Raw genomic sequence first — 21,682 nt, forward strand, 5'->3', positions numbered from 1 at the left:
GTTCCATTCGAGAGCTTACGAGTCGTCACGGTCATGTACTTCTTCTACCACGCGCGACCTACAGCTTGTTGGCGTGGCGGATTACTTGGACGACGTCGGCCATCATGCCGGTGAGGTCGTAGTCCTTCGGGGTGTAGATGGCGGCGACGCCGGCGGTGCGGAGGGACTTGGCGTCGGCGTCGGGGACGATGCCGCCGACAACTACGGGGACGTCCTCCAGGCCTGCCTCGCGGAGGCCGGCTACCACCTGCGGGACCAGCTCCATGTGGGAGCCGGAGAGGATGGAGAGGCCTACGCAGTGGACGTCCTCGGATACGGCCGCGGCGACGATCTGTTCAGGGGTGAGGCGGATGCCTTGGTAGATGACCTCGAAGCCGACGTCGCGGGCGCGGACGGCGACCTGTTCGGCGCCGTTCGAGTGACCGTCCAAGCCGGGCTTGCCAACCAGGAGGCGGAGGCGGCCACCGAGTTCCTCGGACGTTTCCGTGACCTTCGCGCGGACGGCCGCGATCTGGGCTCCGCCCGCAGAGACTCCGACCGACCCGGACACGCCGGTCGGCGCGCGGTACTCGCCGTACATCTCCCGGAGGACCCCGGCCCACTCCCCCGTCGTCACACCGGCGCGAGCGCACTCGAGCGTGACCGGCATGAGGTTGTCGGTCGTCTTGGCGGCCGCCCGCAGCTTGCCTAAAGCGACCTCAACGGCAGACGCGTCGCGGGAGGCACGCCAGCTCTGCAATGACGACAGCGCGGCGGACTCGGCCGCCGGGTCGACGGTCTGGATCGCGGTGTCGAGGTCGGCGGTCAGCGGCGACGGCTCGGTGTTCTCGAAACGGTTCACGCCGATCACGACCTGCTCGCCGGACTCGATCCGCTGACGACGTTCGGCATGTGACGCGACGAGCGCCTGCTTCAGGTACCCGCTCTCGACCGCCGCGACCGCACCGCCCATCGCCTGCACGCGGTCGATCTCCTCGCGCGCGCCCTCGACCAGCGACGCCACCTTCGCCTCGATCACGTGCGATCCGTCGAAGATGTCGTCGTACTCGAGCAAGTCGCTCTCATAAGCCAGCACCTGCTGCATCCGCAGCGACCACTGCTGGTCCCACGGCCGCGGCAGCCCGAGCGCCTCGTTCCACGCCGGCAGCTGCACCGCCCGCGCCCGCGCGTTCTTCGACAGCGTGACGCCGAGCATCTCGAGCACGATCCGCTGGACGTTGTTCTCCGGCTGTGCCTCGGTCAACCCGAGCGAGTTCACCTGTACGCCGTACCGCAGCCGCCGCGCCTTCGGATCCGTCACGCCGTACCGCTCCAGCGTCAATGCGTCCCACAGCTGTACGAACGCGCGCATCTTGCACGTCTCCTCGATGAACCGCACGCCGGCGTTCACGAAGAACGAGATCCGCTGGACGACGTCCCCGAACCGCTCCGGCGGCACCTGCCCGCCGTCGCGGACCCGATCGAGTACGGCGGTGGCCGTTGACAGCGCGAACGCCAACTCCTGCACCGGCGTCGCACCCGCCTCCTGCAGGTGGTAGCTGCAGATGTTGATCGGGTTCCACTTCGGCATCTGCGCGACCGTGTACGCGATCACGTCGGTCGTCAGCCGCAGCGACGCATCCGGCGGGAACGCGTACGTCCCACGCGACAGGTACTCCTTGACGATGTCGTTCTGGGTGGTCCCGGTCAGCTCGGACGGCAGCGCGCCCTGCTCCTGCGCCGCGACCTGGTACAGCGCGAGCAACCACATCGCGGTCGCGTTGATCGTCATCGAGGTGTTCATCTGCGCGAGCGGGATCTGGTCGAACAGCGCCCGGACGTCGCCGAGATGAGCAACCGGTACGCCGACCTTCCCGACCTCACCCTTCGCCAGCGGATGATCGGCGTCGTACCCGGTCTGCGTCGGCAGGTCGAACGCGACCGACAGCCCGGTCTGCCCCTTCGCGAGGTTCCGGCGGAACAACGCGTTGGACTCAGCCGCGGACGAGTGGCCCGCGTACGTGCGCATCACCCAGGGTCGATCCGAGGTCGCCATGTACCCGAGAGTAGGACTGTGTGCCCTTGTGAGTCTGCCCCTCGTGACTGGTGTCACGAGGGGCGTGGATCACACGGGTCGTGTCTGGTGGTCCCGCGCCGTAGCGAGCAGGTGCTCGGTGCGGTAGCTCGGCGTGCTGGAGGGGAGGCCTCGATGTGGTTTCATCGTGGCCTTTCCTCCAGTGCGGCGAGGTGCCGTGCCGAGTGCCGCGCAGTAGGCGCGGGACCACCAGACACGACCTAGGCGCTCAGCGGCAGCGGGGTTCGCTCGACCTTGAGGACTCGGTGGAGGCGGGTTACCGCGAGGATGCGGATGACCGAGGGTAGGGGGTGCCAGAGGACCAGTTGGCGGCCCAGGGACTGGGTGCGGCGGTGGGTGGCGACCAGGAGGCCGAGGCCGGTGGCGTCGACTGCGTCGACCTCCTCGAGGTCGACGATCACGTCACCGTCGGAGGTGTCGATGAGGTGGTTGAGAGTTTGGCGGACGTCGCCGACGGACCGGACATCGAGGATGCCGGTCAGGTGTATGACGTTGTCAGGCTCAGCTGGTGTTCTGTGGGTCGGTGCGAGCATGTCCGTGCCCTCCGCTCTTACGGCGGCCCCCGAGTGATCGGCCGCGTGGCAGCGTCGTGCCAGGTCTTGATGGTAAAGACTCCCCGGAGACACGGAAGGTTGCCAAGACCTCGGGATCTTTTGTTTCGCGAGACAATGGTGTCCGTGTTCGCCGAGCATTACTTCCTGTTCCCGGTGGTGGCCATCGCCCTGGCCGGCGTGATGGTGCTGCTGTGCCGCTGGGCCTTCTCCAAGGCCAAGGGCGGCTCGCTGGTCCGGCGCGTCGACCACCGCCCGGCCGAGCGGGACGCGTTCGGCCTGCTCACCGACATCCGGACGGTGCCGAACTACAACGAGGCCCGCGTGCTCGTGTCGCGGCTCAAGGACTTCGGCATCAAGGCGACCGCGGCCCACACCAAGGACGGCTGGACCATCTACGTCTGGCCGCGCGACGAGGCCGCCGCCCGCGGGCTGCTCGACCACTCCTGATCCAGTCCCCTGATCTCCTCCGGCTGTCATCCGGAGAGCGCTCTCGTGCGTCCTCTAGCGACGGCGGGGGTCGCGAGAAGGGGTCTGGGGACATCGGACAAGAACAGAGTGAGCCCACGAGGAGGACCATGACGCCCGAGGTGGCCCTCGCGGCTGTCACGCTGCCCGGCCGGGTACGCCGTGACGCCGTACCCGCGGACGACGACGGGTGGGAGCTCGAGGCGTCGGTCCAGGACCCGGAGCGGTTCGCGGCGATCTTCGACCGGTACTTCGGCCAGGTGCACTCGTACGTCGCCCGGCGGCTCGGGAGCGATGTCGCTGACGATCTGGCCGCGGAGACGTTCTTGATCGCGTTCCGGCAGCGTGCGCGGTTCGACCGGCGCAGCGGGGTGGTGCGGGCGTGGCTGTACGGCATCGCGACCAATCTGATCCGCCGGCACCGTCGCGACGAGGTACGGGCGTGGCGTGCAGCGGCGAAGCTTCCTCTGCCGGTCCCGGCCGCGACACATGAGGACCGGGTCGCGGCACAGGTGACTGCCGAGGGAGCCTCGCCTGAGCTGGCGGCCGCGTTGGCAAAGCTGAACGCGAAGGACCGGGAGGTCCTGCTGCTCGTGGCGCTCGGACAGTTGACGTACGACGAGGTGGCGGCGGCGCTCGGGATCGCGTACGGGACGGTGTGCTCGCGGCTGTCGCGTGCGCGCCGGGTAGTACGGGCGGCCGTGACCAACCCCGCGGAGGATCCGGCATGAACGAGTTCGACGTACTGCGGAAGGCGTTCCCGGAGGCTGACGGCCCCACACCGGAGGCGACCGAGGCGGCCAGGCGCCAGGTGGAGGAGCTGATCCACCAGGCCAAGCCGGCCAGGTCCTTCACGAGCTTTGTCCGGGCGGGGTGGCTCGGGACTGCTGTTACTGCGGCCACTGCCCTGGTGGCGGTAGTCGGGCTAGGTGGCGCGCTGGTGGTGAGGCGAGGCAACGGTAGTGGCTCACTGCCGAGTGGCCCGACGACTACTACTGCGCCTCGGCTGACCGCAGCTGCGGAGGTGCTGATCGCAGCAGCAGTCCGCCAGGAGAAGGACGAGAAGGTGTCCGGGAAGTACTACCGGGTGCGCAGTCTGCAGCTGAACCCGACGACGCGGGTCGGCAACCCGAAGTACACGCTGGAGCGGCGGTCGATCACCGAGAGCTGGATGCCGATGAAGCCGGGTGTGGAGTCCTGGTTCGGCTGGGTGAACCTCGGCTATCAGCTCGTCAGCCCGGCCGATGTGGCGAAGTGGCGCGCGCAGGGGTCGCCGACGTCCTGGCAACTGCCGTACGAGCGCACTCCGATCAGCACGTCGGACGGCGTACCTGTGGTGAACAAGATGTCGTTCCGCGACGTCCCGCCCGGGTACTACCTGACCGGCGACAAGCCGCTCAGCGCCGAGCAGATCGCGTCCCTGCCCACCAGCCCGGTCCAGCTCTACCAGTACCTCGCCAACACCGCCGGCCGGTACGAGCCGGCAACCGACCGCGAATACGCCGTTTTCGCCGCGGCCGGCAGGCTCCTGTTCGAGATGCCTGCTCCCCCGAAGCTCCGTGGCGCAGCACTCCGGGTGCTTGCCGGACTGCCGGGCACATGGGTCCGCACCGGCGTCAAGGATCCACTCGGCCGCGTGGGCACCGAGGTCAGCATCACCGCTGCCCTGAGCAAGCCCAGCAGCAACCGGACCAGCCTGTTCTGGAGCGGAGCGACGTACATCATCGACCCAACCACCGGTCGGCTCCTGAGCTCCACGATCGGCGGGCCGAAGCCCGGCTCGACCGTCGTCCTGGAGTCCGGCTGGACCGACGACAGGCCGACTCCTCCCTCCGCCGCCGTCCGTTGACCGGTTGGGCGGAGGATCTAAGGTCGGTACATGGGGACTCTCCTGGAACTGGATCTGACCCGTGGTGTTCTCGAGACGCCGCCTGCCTCTCCGCTGGCGGCCTTTCGGGCCCGTCATCTGCCGACGCTGCGCGAGCTGGTGTCTGCCTTGAGGAAGGGTGCGCGGGACGACTCGGTCGTCGGCGTCGTTGCCCACCTGGGCGGTTCCCGGCTGTCGCTGGCGCAGGTGCAGGAGCTGCGGGAGGCGGTGGCCGACTTCCGTACGTCGGGGAAGCCTGCGGTCGCCTGGACCGAGTCGTTCGGGGAGTCCGGTCAGGGAACGGTGCCCTACTACCTGGCGACCGCGTTCGACGAGATCTGGCTGCAGCCGTCCGGTGACCTGGCGATCACCGGTGTGACGGTGCAGGCCGTGTTCATCCGAGGTGCGCTGGACAAGGCGGGTGTGATCCCGCAGTTCGGCAAGCGGCGTGAGTACAAGACGGCGGCGGACACGTTCACCGAGAAGGAGATGACCGAGCCGGGACGCGAGATGGCGTCGCGGCTCGCGGAGTCGGCGTACGAGCAGATCGTCGAGGGCATCGCCGTACGGCGGCGTCTGGACACCACGCGGGTCCGGGAGCTCGTCGACACCGCGCCGCTGCCCGCACAGGACGGCCTGGACGCCGGACTGGTCGATCGACTCGGCTACCGGTCCGACGTGTACGACGAGCTCGAGAAGCAGCTCCAGTACGACGACCGGCTGCTGGCTGAGCGCTACATCCGGCGTGGTCCGCGCAGTCTCGAGGACCTGCGCAAAACAGTCCCCTGGCCGCAGAAGCCACTAGTGGCCGTAGTCCGCGTGATAGGTGGCATCTCGGTCGGCCGCAACTCCAACAGCCCGATGGGCGGTCCAGGGTCCGGCTCCGACACCGTCGGCGCCGCACTCCGTGCTGTAGCGGACAACGAGCATGTGAAAGCCGTCGTACTGCGAGTGGACAGCCCGGGCGGCTCGTACGTCGCGTCCGACGCGATCCGCAACGAGGTACTGCGGCTCCGCTCGACTGGACGACCTGTCATCGCGTCGATGGGCAGCGTGGCCGCATCAGGCGGGTACTTCGTGGCGATGCCGGCCGACGTGATCGTTGCGCAGCCCGGCACGATCACCGGGTCGATCGGCGTACTGACCGGGAAGGGCGTCGTACGCGACGCACTCGGCCGGATCGGGATCTCACGGGACGCTGTGTCCGAGGGTGCGAACGCGCAGATGTACTCGGCGCAGGAGGAGTTCACCGACGACCAGTGGGCGCGGCTGGAGGAGACACTCGACCGCATCTACAAGGACTTCGTCGCCAAGGCCGCTCAGGATCGCGGACTGCCCGAAGAGCGGCTGGAGTCGCTTGCGCGCGGACGTGTCTGGACCGGCGCAGACGCGCACGGTCACAAGCTCGTTGACGAGCTGGGCGGGTTCCAGCACGCACTGACGCTCGCCTGCAACCGCGCTGGTCTGGACCGCGACGAGATCGGCGTCACGGCAGTCCCACACCGCAATCTGCTCAGCCAACTGCGTGCGCCTGTCACGACCGATGATCTAGCGGTCAGCGCGGCGCCGTTGACGCTCGACGGCCTGACCAGCGGCCTCTACAGCGCCCTGGGTCTCCCGCCGGCCGGCGTACTCCGGATGCCCTTCAACTGGGAGATCAGCTAGCGCTCACCGCCTGGGACCCAGAGGACGTCGCCGCCGGAGGACAGGTTGGCGACGCGGCCCAGGATGAAGAGCAGGTCGGACAGGCGGTTCAGGTACGTGATCGCCAGCAGGTTGACCGACGGGCCGTGCGCCTCGACAGCGGCCCAGCCGGCCCGCTCGGCCCGGCGTACGACCGCACGCGCGACATTCAGGTAGGCGGCACCCTCGGTCCCACCGGGCAGGATGAACGAGCGGAGCTTGGTCAAACGACTGTTGTAGTCGTCACACCAGCCTTCCAGCCGGTCGATGTAGTCCTGCGTGATGCGCAGCGGCGGGTACTCCGGATCGGGCGCGATCGGGGTGCACAGGTCGGCCCCGACGTCGAACAGGTCGTTCTGGATCCGGGTGAGCAGCACCACGATCGCGCTGTTCATGTGCCCTGCCGCGATGGCTACACCGATCGCGGAGTTCGCTTCGTCCACCTCGCCGTACGCCGCCAGCCGCGGATCCGTCTTCGAGATCGAGGAATTGTCGCCCAGGCGGGTCTCGCCGGCGTCACCGGTGCGCGTGTAGATCCGCGTCAAGTTCACAGCCATGCCAGGACTCTACGCAAAGCCGGATCCGGTCAAACGCTACAGTCGACCGGTGGAACGGTTTCGGATCGCAGGTGAGGCACGGCTCGACGGCGCTGTCGAGGTAGCCGGGGCGAAGAACAGCGTGCTCAAGCTGATGGCGGCTGCGCTGCTGGCGGAGGGTACGACGACGCTGCGGCAGGTGCCGGGGATCCTGGACGTCACGTTCATGGCCCAACTGCTGGACACCCTCGGGTGCTCGGTGAAGGTCGATCCGGACGGGCAGCTCGCGACGATCGCCGTACCGGCGACGGTCAAGCACCAGTGCGACTACGACCTGGTGCGCAAGCTGCGCGCGTCGATCTCGGTGCTCGGCCCGCTCCTGGCCCGCTGCGGTCAGGCGGAAGTCGCACTGCCGGGCGGCGACAACATCGGCTCCCGCGGGCTGAACATGCACGTCGCCGGCCTGGAGTCGATGGGCGCGAAGGTGCATATCGAGCACGGTTTCGTCATCGCCGAGGCGCCGCAGGGGCTGCACGGCGCCGAGGTGTGGCTGGATTTCCCGAGCGTCGGCGCGACCGAGACGATCATGATGGCGGCGGTGCTCGCGAAGGGTACGACGATCATCGAGAACGCCGCCCGCGAGCCGGAGATCCAGGACATCGCCAAGATGCTCGTCGAGATGGGCGCCCAGATCGACGGCGCCGGCTCGCCGCGGATCGAGATCACCGGGGTGGACGGGCTGCTCAACCCGGTCGACCACACCGTCGTACCGGACCGGATCGTGTCCGGGAGCTGGGCGTTCGCGGCCGCTATCACCAAGGGTGACATCACGATCGCGAACGGTCATGCGGAGCACCTGGAGCTGCCGCTCGACAAGCTGCACCGGGCCGGCGCAGAGATCACCGTGCTGAACCCGGGCTTCCGGGTCCGGATGCACGACCGGCCGAAGCCTGTGGACGTGGTGACGCTGCCGTACCCCGGGTTCGCGACGGACCTGCAGGCGTTCGTGATCGCGCTGAACGCGGTCAGTGACGGCGCTGCGATGGTGACCGAGAACCTGTTCGAGGGTCGGTTCACGTTCGCGCAGGAGCTGACCCGGCTCGGCGCGCAGATCCAGACGGATGGGCATCACGCGGTGGTTCGCGGCGTACCGCGGCTGTCTGGTGCGCCTGTCGTCGCGTCCGACATCCGTGCGGGCGCTGCACTGGTGCTCGCCGGTCTTGCGGCCGAGGGCGAGACGCTGGTGTCCGCCGCGCATCACGTACACCGCGGCTACACCGACTTCGCCGGCAACCTCCGCCGCCTTGGCGCCGACGTCGTGGTCGAGCCAGACGACGCGGAACTGTACTGGAACTGAACCAGCACTCTTCCGGCACTCTTCCGGAACTTTCGCCTGTTGGGTCGATCCCGCGGGTTAGGGTCGTCGGCATGAGTGAGCGTGTGATCAAGCCCGTGGGCCGTGGTTTCCTCTTCCTGGACTCGCATCCGGCCGGATGCGCCCGGATCGTCCGCGACATGGCTGCGGCCGTGGAGCAACGGACGCCGGGGCGCCGGACGGCGCTCGTGATCGGCTCCAGCTCCGGGTACGGGCTGGCGACGACGATCGCCGGTCTCGCGCGGTACGGCGTCGACGGGATCGGGGTGTCGTTCGAGAAGGCGCCGACTGCTCGACGTACGGCGACCGCGGGCTGGTACCGCACTGCGGAGACCGCGGCGCTGGCCGAGGAGCTCGGGCGGTCGTGGAGCTTCGTGAATGCGGATGCGTTTTCGGACGACACGAAGAACGACGTACTGGATCGGGTCGCCGCCGAGCTGGGCGGAATCGATCATCTGATCTACAGCGTGGCCGCTCCGCGGCGGGTCGACCCGCGCAACGGGGAGACCTACCAGTCCGCGCTCAAGACGATCGGTGCGCCGTACTCGACCAAGAGCCTGGCGTACGAGGACGGCGAGCCGGTGTTGCAGGAGGTCGGGATCGACGTCGCGACCGACGACGAGCTCGCCCAGACCGTGAAGGTGATGGGCGGCGAGGACTGGGCCCGATGGATCACCGCGCTCCAGGAGCGCGACCTGCTGAAGTCCGGGTTCAACACCGTTGCGCTCACCTACATCGGCTCCGAGCTGACCGGGCCGATCTACCGCCAGGGCTCGATCGGCGCCGCGAAGGCCGACCTCGAGCAGACCGCGCTGAACCTCGCGAAGGACGGCGTGACCGCGATGACGTCGGTGAACGGCGCGGCCGTCACGCAGGCATCGTCCGCGATCCCGGGCATCGGCCTCTACGTCAGCATCCTGCACAAGGTGCACGGCCTGCAGACTCCCGTCCAGCAGTCGATCTCACTCTGGGACCAGCTCACCGGCGAGGCCCCGCTCGACCTCGACGACGAAGGCCGCATCCGCCTCGACCGCTGGGAACTCGCCGACGACGTTCAGTCCGCGATCCGCACCCAATGGGAGTCCGCGACCACAACCAACATCGCCGAGGTAGCCGACACCAAGTGGTTCCTCGCCGAAGTACGCCGCCTCTACGGCTTCGACGTCCCAGGTGTCAACTACGAAGCCGAAACCGAGGTCGACGTGGAGTGGCCTACAAAGGCTTGAACGACGCGAGTTCCAGCACGAGGTCTCCGGCTTCGTCGGAGGCGGCCAGGTCTACTGAGGCGCTGATTCGCCAGTCGTGGTTGCCTTCGGGGTCGTCGATGATTTGCTGGACTTCCCAGTAGCCGGGGTGCTCCTCGACCATGAACAGGGCGGGGCCGCGGGACGCCGGGCCGGTGTTGAGCACGTCGTGTTCGGCGTAGTACGCGGTGCCGGCTTCGGCCCAGCGGGCGGCGTCCCAGCCGGCGGCGGCGTCGAGTTGGCCTAGCTCGGCCCAGCGGTGCAGGGCCAGGAGCTCGACGCGGCGGAACATCGCATTGCGGACGAGGACGCGGAAAGCCCTTGTGTTCAAGGTGATCCGGCGCGGGCCGATCGGCGTGACCTCGGCCTCCGGCTCGTCGGTGGGGTTGGTCAGCTCCTCCCACTCGTCGAGCAGGCTGGAGTCGGTCTGACGCACGACCTCGCCGAGCCATTCGATCAGGTCGGTCAGGTCCTCGTTCACCTTGTCTGGCGGGACGGTCTGCCGGAGCGCCTTGTACGCGTCGCTCAGATACCTCAGGACGATGCCCTCGGAGCGCGCGAGACCGTAGTACTGGATGTATTCGCCGAACGTCATCGCCCGCTCGAACATGTCCCGGACGACCGACTTCGGCGACAGGCCGGCCTCGGCGATCCACGGGTGGGTCTGCCGGTACATCTCCAAAGTTGCCTCGAGCAACTCTTCGAGCGGCTTCGGCCAGCTGATGTCCTCGAGCAGCTCCATCCGTTCCTCGTACTCGATGCCGTCGGCCTTCATCGAGTTCACGGCCTCGCCCTTGGCGTGATGCAGTTGCGCCATCAGGATCGCGCGTGGATCCTCCAGCGTCGCCTCGACCACCGACACCACGTCGAGCGCGTACAACGGGTCCTCGGGGTCGAGCAGATCCAGCGCGGCCAGCGCGAAGGTGGACAGCGGCTGGTTCAGCGAGAAGTCCTTCTGCAGGTCGACCGTCAGCCGCAGGGAGCGGCCGAATTCGTCGGGCTCGTCCAGGCGCTCGACGACCCCCGCAGTGAGCAGGGTGCGGTAGATCTGGATCGCGCGGCGAATCAGCCGGATCTGCGCCCGGGAGTCCTCGTGGTTGTCCTGCAGCAGGTGCCGCATACTCGCGAACGCGTCGCCGTCGCGGGCGATCACGTTCAGCAGCATCGCGTGGCTGACCCGCATCCGCGACTGCAGCGGCTCCGGATCGGCGGCGACGAGCCGGTCGAACGTGTCCTCGCCCCAGGTGACGAAACCCTCCGGCGGCTTCTTGCGCTGCACCCGGCGCTGCTTCTTCGGGTCGTCGCCGGCCTTCGCGAGCAGCCGGACGTTCTCGACCACGTGGTCCGGCGCCTGGACGACGACCGTGCCGGACGTGTCGTACCCGGCCCGGCCCGCCCGGCCTGCGATCTGGTGGAACTCGCGGGCCTTGAGGATCCGCTGGCGGCGTCCGTCGTACTTGCTCAGCGCCGTCAGCAGGACGGTCCGGATCGGCACGTTGATCCCGACGCCGAGGGTGTCGGTGCCACAGATGACCTTCAGCAACCCGGCCTGCGCGAGCTGCTCGACCAGCCTGCGGTACTTCGGAAGCATGCCGGCGTGGTGGACTCCGATCCCGTGCATGATCAGCCGCTGCAGGGTCCGGCCGAAGCCCGAGCCGAACCGGAAGTGCCCGATCAGCTCCTTGATCTTGTCTTTCTCTTCCTTCGTGCAGACGTTGATGCTGGTCAGCGCCTGGGCGCGTTCCAGGGCGGCGGCCTGCGTGAAGTGGACGACGTACACGGGAGCCTGATGCGTCACGAGGAGCTCGACGAGCGTCTCGTGCAGCGGGGTCGTGACGTACTTGTAGATCAGCGGCACCGGGCGTTCGCCGGACGCGACGATCGAGGTCGGGCGGCCGGTACGGCGGGACAGGTCGATCTTGAACCGCTCGACGTCGCCGAGGGTCGCGGACATCAGGATGAACTGCGCCTTCGGGAGCTCGAGCAGCGGGACCTGCCAGGCCCAGCCGCGATCCGGCTCGGAGTAGAAGTGGAACTCGTCCATCACCACCTGGCCGACGTCCGCGTCCGATCCTTCGCGCAGGGCGATGTTGGCGAGGACTTCCGCCGTGCAGCAGATGATCGGGGCGCCGGCGTTGACGGACGCGTCGCCGGTCAGCATGCCGACCTTGTCCGCGCCGAACACGTCGCACAACGCGAAGAACTTCTCCGACACCAGCGCCTTGATCGGGGCCGTGTAGAACGTCCGCTGCCCGTGTGCGAGCGCCGCGAAGTGCGCGCCGGTGGCCACCAGGCTCTTCCCGGAGCCGGTCGGCGTCGACAGGATCACGTTCGACCCGGTCATCACCTCGATCAACGCCTCTTCCTGAGCCGGGTACAACGAGATCCCCTGCTCCCCCACCCAACGCGCGAACACGTCGTACAGGTCGTCAGGCTCGGTCGTCCCCGGCAGTTGCTCAGTCAGCGTCATCGCTACCCATTGTCCCTGACGATATCGACGGCACCCGCGCGACCCGTCTCAGTGGCTGAGTCACGGGCATCTAAGTTGTAGACCACTCGCGCTCGCCGTGAGATCTTTCGTGCATGCAGGCCGCGGGTCGCGAATTTGATTTCTTCGTCTCTTACACACAATCCGACCGCGACTGGGCCGAGTGGATCGCTTGGACCCTGGAGGATGCCGGACATCAGGTACTTATCCAGGCATGGGATTTCGTCCCTGGCAGCAATTGGCTCGCCTATATGCAGCAAGGCGCGTCACGTGCGGACCGGATCATCGCCGTGCTCTCGGATGCCTACTTACATTCCGAATTCGGCGAAGCGGAGTGGCTTGCCGCTTGGGGGCAGGACGCACAGGGGACGGTACGAAAGCTGGTGCCGGTCCGGGTCGCCGACTGCGATAGACCTGGATTATTGAACGGCGTGGTCAGCACCGACCTCTTCGGACTCAACGAAGTCAAGGCCCAAAGACGCTTGCTCGACGCAGTCGGCAAGGCCATCTCCGGCCGGGCCAAACCAGCGAGTAAGCCAGGGTTCCCGAGCCAGGACCGCGCACGGATTCCTCCCGGTCGGGTTCCTGATGCACTCCCGACCGTGTGGAAGGTTCCGTCGCGCACTCCGACCTTCATCGGCCGGCAGGAGGAGCTCGATCGGCTGGCGTCCGAGGTGGCTGCGGAGTCACGGGTCGTCGTCCAGTCGATTCGAGGTCTAGGCGGCGTCGGGAAGACGCAACTGGCGATCGAGTTCGCGCATCGCCAGGCCGGACAGTATGAACTCGTCTGGTGGATCGATGCCGAGAAGGAAGCCACGATCCCCGGCCAGTTCGCGAGGCTGGCAGAGGAGCTCGGCCTGGAACCGAACACCGACCCTGAGAAGCTTCGGGCACTCGTCCACCGAGCACTCCAGGGCCTCGCAGGCTGGCTGCTGATCTTCGACAACGCCGACCGGGTCGAGGCAGTGCAACCGTGGCTGCCGACGATACCGCTGTCCACCGGCACACCGGGGCACGTCATTGTGACTACCCGACGCAGCGGCTTCGGCGCGCTGGGCGAGGTCCTGGAAGTCGATGTGCTCGACATGGATGCCGCAGTCGCTCTGTTGTCGGCGCGCGTGAGCAATCTCGACCAGCGCCTGGCCGCGCAGATCGCGGAAGCGCTCGGTCGACTGCCACTGGCGCTCGAGCAGGCGGCTGCCTTCCTCGTCCGTAGCCAGATGCCGGCCGGCGAGTACCTGACACTGCTCGACCCCAGCACCACGATCGCGACGGTATGGACGCTCAGCTTCGAACGGATCCTGAACGAAAGCGCCGCGGCCATGCAGCTGATGGATATCTGCGCCTACCTTGCACCGGAAGCGATTCCGCTGGATCTGTTCACTGGTCATACCGATTTGCTGCCCGGCCCCCTCTCCGACGACGCGCAGGACCGGTTGGCCTTCGGCGAGGTCATCGCTGTTCTGGTGGACTACTCGCTGGTGAAACGCACCGGGAACAACCTCCAGATTCACCGTCTTGTTCAAGCGACGCTTCGCTCCCGACACCGAGCTGGAATCATCGCAGACAGTACGAGCAGGCCCCAGACGCCCTCGGCGGTAGACCAAGGAGTGCCGCGGCCGAATCCGTGGATGGACGCCCTCCAGTTGCTGCACAGGGACACGCCGACCACTATCATCGGTGCGCCGGAGAACTGGCCGCGGTGGGAGCAACTTCTGCCCCACGTTCTGGCGGCGACCGGCTACGCGGAGGACCTCGCGGCCTCGGCCGGTGCGCAGGCCACTATGCACACCGCATGGCTGCTGGCCCGCGCGGCGATCTATCTCCAGGTCCACGCCAGGCCCTCGGATGCACAGCCCCTGGCGGAGCGAGCTCTGCAACTCGTCGAGCAGACGCGCGGCCCCGCCGACCCCGACGTCGGGAAGATCCTGAGCCTGCTGGCCACCATCCTTCGTGATCTGGGTGACGTGGCAGGAGCGGAACCTTTGATGCGACGCGCGCTCACCATCGCCGAAGCCACCTACGACTCCGAGCACATCGACGTTGCAACCCGCCTAGGCCTCCTGGCGCGGATCTTGCGCGACCTCGGAGACGCGAACGCGGCGAAACCTCTCATGGAGCGCGCCCTACGCATCACCGAAGCCATCCACGAGCCGAACCACCATGCGGTGGCGACTCGTCTCAGCAGCCTGGCAGGGGTACTGCGCGATCTCGGCGAGGCGGAGGCCGCGAAGCCGTTGATGGAGCGATCGCTGCAGATCAATATGGGTAACTTCGGTGCCGAGCATGCCACCGTAGCTTCGGACCGGAACAACCTCGCTCTGATCCTCCGCGACCTCGGCAAAGCCGCTGAAGCGAAGCCGCTGATGGAACAGGCGCTCCGGATCAAGGAACTCACCTACGGTCCCGACCACCCGGACGTGGCCAGCGGGCTCAGCAGCCTGAGTCAGATCTTGCAGGACCTCGGCGAGACCGAGACAGCACGCGAGTTGATGGTACGAGCGCTTCGGATCCGGCAGGAGACGTACGGCCCCGAGCACCCCGAGGTGGCAAGCAGCCTGAGCAAGCTGGCTTCCATCCTGCAGGATCTTGGTCGTCAGCACGAAGCAACCGAGCTGATGAAGCGAGCGCTGGAGATTCATGAGCGGACCTACGGGCCCGACCATCCCACTGTGACCACGTTACGAAACAGCTTGGCCGGCCTTGCGGACAAGGAGGACGAGGATGGCTGAATCGGCGGACGTGGTCCTGGCGTACTGGTCGGAACACCGCCAGCAGCTCAGGCAGTCGGAGTCGCAGCGGGCGGTTCTGACCAACTACGTCCTGTTGATCACAACCGCAGTCAGCGGCTTCGTCGTACAACAGAACTTCAGACCGTCCACGGTCGCCTTGTCGCTCTTCATCATCGTCATCGGCATCTACGGAGCGATCTCAGCCGCCAAGTATCACGAACGCGCTGAGTACCACCTCTCTCAGGCACGATCACTGACGCGCGCACTCGTAGCTCTCGGCGCCCTGGGCGATCACGCGGGAGCCCTAGAGGCAACCCGAGAGGTTCACCGAACTAACTACCCCAGACTGAGCCGGCTTCGCCTCCACAAGTTGTGGACCGGTCTGCACCTGGCGATAGCCGCTTACGGCGTGGTCTTGACCATCATCACCTTGCTTCTCGCTGCCCGGTAGAAACCGCCCGAAGACGTCTTCGAGCGGGGCGATCCCTGGCCGGCGGTGCTGGGGCTTTCGACCGTTCGGCTCGGGGAAGGGGCCGTTCGTCGCCTAAAGCTGTGCAAACGATTGCATGTATGGATATTCGGGAGTGACTTGATGAGCATGACTTCTTCCACGTGGCGCCGGATGGGCGCGAGTTTGCTGGTGACGGCGATGGGGGCGGCGGGCCTGGTGGCTGCCGCTTCACCTGATGGAGACCCGATCGGGTCGGGGCCGGTGACGACCTGGGGCGCGGCCGACGACATCGCGGGTGGGACGTTGAGCGATGTGACGGTGCGGAACGTCCTGCGTACTTCGGTCGGCGGGAAAGACCTGCGGATCCGGATCTCGAACGGCAACGGTGATCAGCCGCTGGTCTCGGACTCGGTGTACGTCGGCCGGCAGGACGCCGGTGCGAGCGTGGTGCCGGGGTCGAGCCGCCGGCTGACGTTCGGCGGCAGTACGTCGGTGACTGTGCCGCCGGGGGCGATGGCGATCAGTGATCCGCTGCCGGGGAACGTGCCGGCGGTGACGAGTCTGACCGTGAGCCTGCATGTGGTCGGGACGACGGGCGTGATCACAGCGCACAACCGGGCGATGCAGCACAGCTACAAGTCCACGTCCGGCGATCACGCGGCCGACGAGACGAGTACGGCGTACCAGACCGAGTCGTCGGCGTGGTACTTCGTGAACGCCGCGATCGTCGAGGCTCCGCAGCAGGTGGAGACGGTGGCGACGCTCGGCGACTCGATCACCTCGTCGGTCGGTACGACGATCGACACGAACCGGCGGTGGCCGGATGTGCTGGCGGATCGGTATACCAAATTGCCGGAGCCGCGGCGGTTGGCGATCTCCAACGAAGGGATCTCGGGGAACCGGGTGCTCGGTGGGGTGGCGAAGGCGGGGAGCGCCGGGGCGAGTGCGCTGGCCCGGCTGGACAAGGACGTGCTGACGAAGCCCGGCGTACGCACCGTGCTGGTGCTCGAAGGGATCAACGACATCTACGCCGGCGCGACCACGGATCAGCTGATCGCGGGGTACCGGCAGTTGATCGAGCGGGTACACGCGTCCGGGCGCTGCATCGTCGGCGGGACGCTGACGCCGATGGGGAGCTCCTTCGTCTACACACCGGAGAAGGAGGCGATCCGGCAGGCAGTCAACACGTTCATCCGCAGCAGCCGTGAGTTCGACGGGGTAGCCGACTTCGACGCGGCGACACGTGACCCCGCGGATCCGTCACGCCTCGCCGCGGCGTACGACGGCGGGGACGGCCTGCACCCCAACGATGCGGGCAACAGGGCGATGGGCGAGGCACCAAACCTAGATTCCCTTCGCTGCAAGTAAAAGAACCGCGTCCACCGCCCTAGCGGGCGGTGGACGCGGGGTTGAGAGAGCAAGCCTGCGCCGAGTCAGTTCTCACCGAGCCGACGTCCGACCCGGCCAACCGCCGACCCCCGACCGCCGACCGACCGCGCGGACCGGCCGGCGGCCGGCAGGCGGGGGCCGGCCGGCTGGGGGGCGGGCTACTTTCTGCCTTGGATTGCTAGGGCTTGTTCGTAGTCGTGGCGGATGGCGTCGGCGCCGGACTTTCGGTAGTCGGCTACGGCTTCGTCCCAGGAGTTGAGGTCGGCTCGACCGAGTTGGATGTCCTTGGTGATGGCGTCCATGCGGGTGTCGAGGATCTTGCCCTTGGTCGACTGGGTGGGTGAGTACAGACCGTACGTCGGCGACAGGATCGCCGTCGGCAGCACCGCCTTGAAGTGGCCGTACGCAGTGTCGACAGCTTCCGGATGGCCCGGGAAGTACGCCGGGTACGGCCCGTCGGCGAGGTACTGGATCGGGAACTCACCGAGACACACCTCGCTGCCGCCCTCCTTGGTCAGCACCGGATCGGTCCCGTTCAGCGTGTAATGCCGCCCGGGCAGACCGAACTTGCGGAACAGGTACTCCTCCGTCCCGAACGGCGCCGCCATCCAGTTCAGGATCCGCAGCAGCAGCTTCGTGCGCTCCGGCGAACCCGGCCGGATCGCGGCGATCGAGTTGTTCGGCGAGCCGAGCAGTACCCGTCCGACCTTGCCGTCGTCGGTCCGCGGTACCGGGATCGAGATGCTGAAGCTGTCGTCGGTGGCACGCCGGTAGAAGCTCTGGATCGACGAGTACGTGTCCTGCGTCATCACCGCCGACCCCTGGGTGAACCAGACCTTCTGGTTGTTCTTCGCGACGCCGTCCGGATGGATCACGCCGTCCTTCACCATCTGCCGGGTGATCGCCAGCATCTCCTTGTGTTCCGGCAGTTCCCGGCTGTGGACCAGCTTCCCGTCGCGCACCTCCCAGCCGTTGGGCAGGCCGAGCATCGCGCTCACGGCCGCGGTCGGCGGCACCGCGAAGCCCCACCGGTTCTTCTTCCCGTCGGTGACCGCCTTCGCGACCTTCTGCAGCTCGTCGACGTTCGGTGAGCCGAGCTCGACGCCGAGCTTGTCCAGCAGGTCCTGCCGGGCCAGCAAGGTGTTGGTCGACATCACCCCGCGCTGGATCGGTACGGCGCGGATACCGCCGGAGAACACGCACCCGCGCCACGACGCCTGCGGCGCGTTCGCCAGGAACGGATACTCGAGGATGGCGTCGCCGGACAGGAACTCGGTCAGGTCCTGCGCCCGCGCCTCCAGGAACTGCGGCAGGTACGCGAACGACCCGTCCACGTTGAACACGTCGCCCAAGGTGTCGCCGGCCACCGACGTGGCGAACTTGTTGACGTAGTCGGTCGCCGCCGTGATGGTCAGCTCGAGTGGCGACCCGAGCCTCCGGTTCAGTTCCTGCCAGTACTTGTTGCGATCGGCGGTCGGCGGAATCGGGTTCGACGTCAGGGTCGATCCCGCCACTTCGCTCCCGTCGCCCGGTACGGCGCTGGTCACTTTCTGCGGATCGGCCGGGAACCGGTAGAAGCAGTCCGGCATCAACGGATGGCTCCGCGGCAGGTCGGGCTTCGGCCCGTCGAACCGCTTGTACGTCGGCAGCGCGACCGGCTTGTTCAACGCCGCGATGTCGTCCGAGCGGGTCACCGTGGAGCACCCGGTGACGCTGACGGCGGCCGCTGCCAGCGACCCGCCGAGGAGGGTCCTTCTGCTGACGTTCATCCCTTCACCGCCCCGGTCAGCATGCCCTTGGCGAAGTGTCGCTGCAGGAACGGGTACACGATCAGGATCGGGACGAGCGATACCACCAGGATCGCCATCTGGATCGACTCCTGCGGTGGCAACTGATCGGCCGCCGCGCCACCGAGATCACCGCTGCTGAGCTCGGTGTTGTTGATGACGTACGTCCGCAGTACCAGCTGCAACGGCCACTTCGCGGTGTCGCTGATGTAGAGCATTGCGTTGAAGAATGCGTTCCAGTACCCGACCGCGTAGAACAAGCCGACCACCGCGAGCACCGCCCGGGACAGCGGCAGCACGATCGACCAGAAGATCCGGAAGTCGCCGGCGCCGTCGATCCGGGCCGAGTCCAGCACCGAGTCCGGGATGCCCATGAAGAACGACCGGAGCACGATCACGTTGAAGCCGCTGATCGCCGTCGGCAGGATCAGCGCGAACAGCGAGTCGAGCAGCCCGAACTGCTTCACCACCAGGTAGTTCGGGATCAGGCCCGGGCTGAACAGGATGCTGAACAACACGATCATCAGGATCGGTCGCTGCCCGAACGACCCCTTCCGGCTGAGCGAGTACGCCAGCATGGTCGACCCGGCGAGACTGATCAGCGTGCCGCCGACGGCGATCACCACGCTGACGAGCAGGGCCCGCTGCACCACTCCGCCGTTGAAGATCGCCTTGTACGCGTCCAGGTGCAACGCGTCCGGCCACAGCACGAACCCACCAGAGTTCGTGACGTGTTGCTGGCTGGCGATGCTGGTCGAGATCACCCCGAGGAACGGGATCACGACGACTGCACAACAGACGACCAGTACGACGGTCTTGAGCACCCGCGACGACATCGCCGGTCCGTCGTCAATACCCTTCTGACTGTGCACATTTATTTGGGTACTCATTTCTGGTACACCCCCGCCTCACCGAAGATGTGCGCGATCTTGTTGGCGCCGACCACCAGGACGACGGCAACAAGTCCCTTCACCAAACCGACCGCGGCGGACACACCCCATTGGCCGGCCAGTACGCCGTTGTTGTAGACGTACGTGTCGAGTACTTCGGAGGCCGGTCTGCCGACCAGGTTCTGCTGCAGGATGATCTGCTCGAAGCCCACGGTCAGCGAATCGCCGAGCCGCAGGATCAGCAGCAGGATGATCAGTCCGCGGATACCGGGCACGGTCACGTGCCACAGTTGCCGCCATCTGGAGGCCCCGTCGACCCGGGCGGCCTCGTACAACCCGGGATCGATCTGGGTCAGCGCGGCGAGAAACAGGATCGTTCCCCACCCGGTGTCCTTCCAGATCACCTGGCTGGTCAGCAACGCGATGAAGCCGTCCGGGTTGCCGAGGAAGTCGATCGTGCCCATCCCGTGCGAGCGCAGGAAGTTGTTGATCAGGCCGCTGCCGCCGAGGATCTGCTGGAAGATCGCGATCACGATCACCCAGGACAGGAAGTGCGGCAGGTACAGCACCGACTGCACGATCCGCTTGATCCGCTCCGACAGCAGGCTGTTCAGCAGCAGCGCCAGCGCGATCGGCGCCGGGAACACGAAGATGACCTGCACCAGGGTGATCAGCAGCGTGTTCTTGAGGGCGTTGAGGAACTCCTGGTCGCCGTTGAAGATCACGGCGAAGTTCTCCAGGCCGACCCACGCACTACGTCCGAACGGGACGAACGGCAGGTACTCCTGGAACGCGATCAGGTTCCCGAGCAGCGGCAGGTAGTGGAACACCAGCAGCAGGACCAGCCCGGGAAGAGCCATCAGCAACAGAATCTTGTCCCGGCGGGCCCGCGCCCACCAGGACAGCGGCTTGCCGCTGGACCGGCTGCCGGACCTACTGTCCGTAGCCGTGCCCGGTGGACCGGATCCCGGCCCGGCGGCGCCTTCTTTCGATGTGGGGCGGCCGGTCCGAAGACCGGACATTGCATCGGTTCGAGTCACGCGAGACTCCCTGGATGGTTGCCGTCGCTCCCGGACGGGAGAGCGCTTTCCGTTCCCCTTTGTTCGATATTGTCGCGTCTTGGGGTGGAGCGCAGCTCCGGGCGGTGCGTCACGCGGGAATCGGCAGTGTCTACCGGAAGTTCGGCGGATCGGGCCGGTTCGACGGGTCAGTCCCGGGAGTGCCAGCGAGGCTCGGCGGCCCCGCGCCTCGCCAGGTGCTCGAGATGCGCCCGGGCCATCCGGACGGTCTGCAGGTTGATGCCGCCGTACGGCCCGAGATCGGTGCCGATGGCACCGGCCAGGTCACGGACAGTCAGCGAACCCTGCGTCCGCAGCAGCTCCGCGGTCAGGGTGTCGACGTCGTTCACCCAGGCCAGGCTCGCCTCGATCAGCGCGCGGCCGGCGGTCGCGTCCACCGGGTCGCCGTGCGACGGCACGAGCGCGTCGAAGTCCAACTCGAGGAGCCTGCGCAATCCGTTGGTATACCGAATCACATCGGTATAAAGCGGCGCGAGCCACACCGCACTATCGAGGAACGGCCGGCCCCGCCCCTGCACGTCGTCGAAGGTGAACAAGGTCCGCGACGGTTCGTCCAGTACGGCGATGTGTCCCGGACTGTGCCCGCTGGTCGTGATGACCTGCAAGGGACGGTCACCGGGCAGCCGATCCCCGTCGCGCAGCAGAACGTCGATCCGGACCCGGTCGTCCAGCATCCCGAGCAGCTCGGACCGCTCGTCCTCCGACAGCTCCATCGCGTCCGGGTCCGAACCCCACAGCTCGGTCAGCAGCCGCTCGTTGTCCTCCAACCACCCGGCTTCCAACGCCGGCGCGGCGAACCGCGCCCTGCTGTGCTTCTGCAGTACGGCGTTCCCGCCCATGTGGTCTGGATGCGCATGACTGTTGACCACCAACGTCAGATCCGACAGTCCCATGCCGAGCGCCGCCAGCTCGGGCGCCGTCGACGACTCCGGGGTCGACGCGATCCCGGAGTCCAGCAACACCACCTCGGAACCCGCGTCGATCACGTACAACCAGAGCGGCAGTCCGCACACATGCGGATAATCCGTCGCCAGCCGGTGAATGGCCGGCGCGATCTCGTCAGGCACA

At 67.1% G+C, this 21,682-nt stretch carries 17 protein-coding genes; 9 read left to right on the forward strand and 8 right to left on the reverse strand.

Translation table 11 applies throughout. From position 1 onward, the window contains the following. Positions 1 to 58 precede the first annotated feature (58 nt). Together ACQPYH_RS31945 and ACQPYH_RS31950 are read right to left on the reverse strand one after the other, a co-directional pair. A complete protein-coding gene (locus tag ACQPYH_RS31945) occupies positions 59 to 2,035 on the reverse strand; it encodes a protein meaA (protein ID WP_432878925.1) in 1,977 nt (658 codons plus the stop codon). 239 nt (positions 2,036 to 2,274) lie between these two features. Continuing rightward, positions 2,275 to 2,607 carry an STAS domain-containing protein gene (locus ACQPYH_RS31950; protein WP_130448702.1) on the reverse strand — a complete coding sequence of 111 codons (333 nt, stop codon included), beginning with the start codon at positions 2,605 to 2,607 and terminating at the stop codon, positions 2,275 to 2,277. Between the two features lie 135 nt (positions 2,608 to 2,742). Here ACQPYH_RS31950 and ACQPYH_RS31955 point away from each other — a divergent pair, with 135 nt between their 5' ends. The 4 genes from ACQPYH_RS31955 (at position 2,743) to sppA (ending at position 6,625) form a co-directional block, all read left to right on the forward strand. Continuing rightward, entirely contained in the window at positions 2,743 to 3,075 is a 333-nt protein-coding gene (locus ACQPYH_RS31955; RefSeq protein ID WP_130449444.1) for a hypothetical protein, read from the forward strand. Between the two features lie 128 nt (positions 3,076 to 3,203). Beyond that, positions 3,204 to 3,824 (forward strand): RNA polymerase sigma factor, encoded by a 621-nt coding sequence (locus ACQPYH_RS31960; protein WP_432878929.1) that lies wholly within the window; start codon positions 3,204 to 3,206, stop codon positions 3,822 to 3,824. Beyond that, positions 3,821 to 4,942, forward strand: coding sequence for a CU044_5270 family protein (locus ACQPYH_RS31965; protein ID WP_432878932.1), 1,122 nt, complete (start codon positions 3,821 to 3,823; stop codon positions 4,940 to 4,942). The genes ACQPYH_RS31960 and ACQPYH_RS31965 overlap by 4 nt, the downstream gene beginning before the upstream one ends. Before the next feature lie 30 nt (positions 4,943 to 4,972). Then, positions 4,973 to 6,625 carry a signal peptide peptidase SppA gene (sppA, locus tag ACQPYH_RS31970; RefSeq protein WP_432878934.1) on the forward strand — a complete coding sequence of 551 codons (1,653 nt, stop codon included), beginning with the start codon at positions 4,973 to 4,975 and terminating at the stop codon, positions 6,623 to 6,625. Here the strand turns inward: sppA and ACQPYH_RS31975 are convergent. Continuing rightward, positions 6,622 to 7,200 (reverse strand): cob(I)yrinic acid a,c-diamide adenosyltransferase, encoded by a 579-nt coding sequence (locus ACQPYH_RS31975; RefSeq protein ID WP_432878937.1) that lies wholly within the window; start codon positions 7,198 to 7,200, stop codon positions 6,622 to 6,624. The genes sppA and ACQPYH_RS31975 overlap by 4 nt on opposite strands. Positions 7,201 to 7,249: 49 nt before the next feature. Here ACQPYH_RS31975 and murA point away from each other — a divergent pair, with 49 nt between their 5' ends. Both murA and fabV read left to right on the forward strand, forming a co-directional pair. Next, a complete protein-coding gene (gene murA / locus ACQPYH_RS31980; protein WP_432878939.1) occupies positions 7,250 to 8,536 on the forward strand; it encodes a UDP-N-acetylglucosamine 1-carboxyvinyltransferase in 1,287 nt (428 codons plus the stop codon). A gap of 71 nt (positions 8,537 to 8,607) precedes the next feature. Beyond that, positions 8,608 to 9,780, forward strand: coding sequence for an enoyl-[acyl-carrier-protein] reductase FabV (fabV, locus tag ACQPYH_RS31985; RefSeq protein ID WP_432878942.1), 1,173 nt, complete (start codon positions 8,608 to 8,610; stop codon positions 9,778 to 9,780). Here the strand turns inward: fabV and ACQPYH_RS31990 are convergent. Further along, positions 9,767 to 12,268 carry a DEAD/DEAH box helicase gene (locus ACQPYH_RS31990; protein ID WP_432878945.1) on the reverse strand — a complete coding sequence of 834 codons (2,502 nt, stop codon included), beginning with the start codon at positions 12,266 to 12,268 and terminating at the stop codon, positions 9,767 to 9,769. The genes fabV and ACQPYH_RS31990 overlap by 14 nt on opposite strands. A 113-nt stretch (positions 12,269 to 12,381) precedes the next feature. On the opposite strand from ACQPYH_RS31990, the gene ACQPYH_RS31995 reads away from it, so the two are divergent. From ACQPYH_RS31995 to ACQPYH_RS32005, 3 genes are all read left to right on the forward strand, one after another. Continuing rightward, on the forward strand, positions 12,382 to 15,018 hold the full coding sequence (locus ACQPYH_RS31995) for a tetratricopeptide repeat protein (protein WP_432878948.1): 2,637 nt from the start codon (positions 12,382 to 12,384) through the stop codon (positions 15,016 to 15,018). After that, positions 15,011 to 15,469, forward strand: a complete 459-nt coding sequence (locus tag ACQPYH_RS32000; protein ID WP_432878951.1) for a hypothetical protein — start codon at positions 15,011 to 15,013, stop codon at positions 15,467 to 15,469. Before ACQPYH_RS31995 ends, ACQPYH_RS32000 begins: the two co-directional genes overlap by 8 nt. A 141-nt stretch (positions 15,470 to 15,610) precedes the next feature. After that, positions 15,611 to 16,837 (forward strand): SGNH/GDSL hydrolase family protein, encoded by a 1,227-nt coding sequence (locus ACQPYH_RS32005; protein ID WP_432878953.1) that lies wholly within the window; start codon positions 15,611 to 15,613, stop codon positions 16,835 to 16,837. Positions 16,838 to 17,016: 179 nt separating this feature from the next. On the opposite strand, the gene ACQPYH_RS32010 is transcribed toward ACQPYH_RS32005, so the two are convergent. The 4 genes from ACQPYH_RS32010 to ACQPYH_RS32025 form a co-directional block, all read right to left on the reverse strand. Continuing rightward, complete coding sequence (locus tag ACQPYH_RS32010; RefSeq protein WP_432878956.1) at positions 17,017 to 18,627, reverse strand: extracellular solute-binding protein; 1,611 nt, start codon at positions 18,625 to 18,627, stop codon at positions 17,017 to 17,019. Then, on the reverse strand, positions 18,624 to 19,517 hold the full coding sequence (locus ACQPYH_RS32015) for a carbohydrate ABC transporter permease (RefSeq protein ID WP_432878958.1): 894 nt from the start codon (positions 19,515 to 19,517) through the stop codon (positions 18,624 to 18,626). Before ACQPYH_RS32015 ends, ACQPYH_RS32010 begins: the two co-directional genes overlap by 4 nt. A gap of 14 nt (positions 19,518 to 19,531) precedes the next feature. Beyond that, entirely contained in the window at positions 19,532 to 20,395 is an 864-nt protein-coding gene (locus ACQPYH_RS32020; protein WP_432878961.1) for an ABC transporter permease subunit, read from the reverse strand. Between the two features lie 347 nt (positions 20,396 to 20,742). Further along, positions 20,743 to 21,681, reverse strand: coding sequence for an MBL fold metallo-hydrolase (locus tag ACQPYH_RS32025; protein ID WP_432878964.1), 939 nt, complete (start codon positions 21,679 to 21,681; stop codon positions 20,743 to 20,745). Position 21,682 lies beyond the last annotated feature (1 nt).

It is taken from the genome of Kribbella sp. CA-245084, assembly GCF_050942355.1.
Taxonomy (GTDB): domain Bacteria; phylum Actinomycetota; class Actinomycetes; order Propionibacteriales; family Kribbellaceae; genus Kribbella.

Coding starts and splice junctions, on each gene's coding strand:
- ACQPYH_RS31945 (WP_432878925.1), bottom strand. CDS start 2,035: ATGGCGACCTCGGATCGACCCTGGGTGATGCGCACGTACGCGGGCCAC.
- ACQPYH_RS31950 (WP_130448702.1), bottom strand. CDS start 2,607: ATGCTCGCACCGACCCACAGAACACCAGCTGAGCCTGACAACGTCATA.
- ACQPYH_RS31955 (WP_130449444.1), top strand. CDS start 2,743: ATGGTGTCCGTGTTCGCCGAGCATTACTTCCTGTTCCCGGTGGTGGCC.
- ACQPYH_RS31960 (WP_432878929.1), top strand. CDS start 3,204: ATGACGCCCGAGGTGGCCCTCGCGGCTGTCACGCTGCCCGGCCGGGTA.
- ACQPYH_RS31965 (WP_432878932.1), top strand. CDS start 3,821: ATGAACGAGTTCGACGTACTGCGGAAGGCGTTCCCGGAGGCTGACGGC.
- sppA (WP_432878934.1), top strand. CDS start 4,973: ATGGGGACTCTCCTGGAACTGGATCTGACCCGTGGTGTTCTCGAGACG.
- ACQPYH_RS31975 (WP_432878937.1), bottom strand. CDS start 7,200: ATGGCTGTGAACTTGACGCGGATCTACACGCGCACCGGTGACGCCGGC.
- fabV (WP_432878942.1), top strand. CDS start 8,608: ATGAGTGAGCGTGTGATCAAGCCCGTGGGCCGTGGTTTCCTCTTCCTG.
- ACQPYH_RS31990 (WP_432878945.1), bottom strand. CDS start 12,268: ATGACGCTGACTGAGCAACTGCCGGGGACGACCGAGCCTGACGACCTG.
- ACQPYH_RS31995 (WP_432878948.1), top strand. CDS start 12,382: ATGCAGGCCGCGGGTCGCGAATTTGATTTCTTCGTCTCTTACACACAA.
- ACQPYH_RS32000 (WP_432878951.1), top strand. CDS start 15,011: ATGGCTGAATCGGCGGACGTGGTCCTGGCGTACTGGTCGGAACACCGC.
- ACQPYH_RS32005 (WP_432878953.1), top strand. CDS start 15,611: ATGAGCATGACTTCTTCCACGTGGCGCCGGATGGGCGCGAGTTTGCTG.
- ACQPYH_RS32010 (WP_432878956.1), bottom strand. CDS start 18,627: ATGAACGTCAGCAGAAGGACCCTCCTCGGCGGGTCGCTGGCAGCGGCC.
- ACQPYH_RS32020 (WP_432878961.1), bottom strand. CDS start 20,395: ATGGCTCTTCCCGGGCTGGTCCTGCTGCTGGTGTTCCACTACCTGCCG.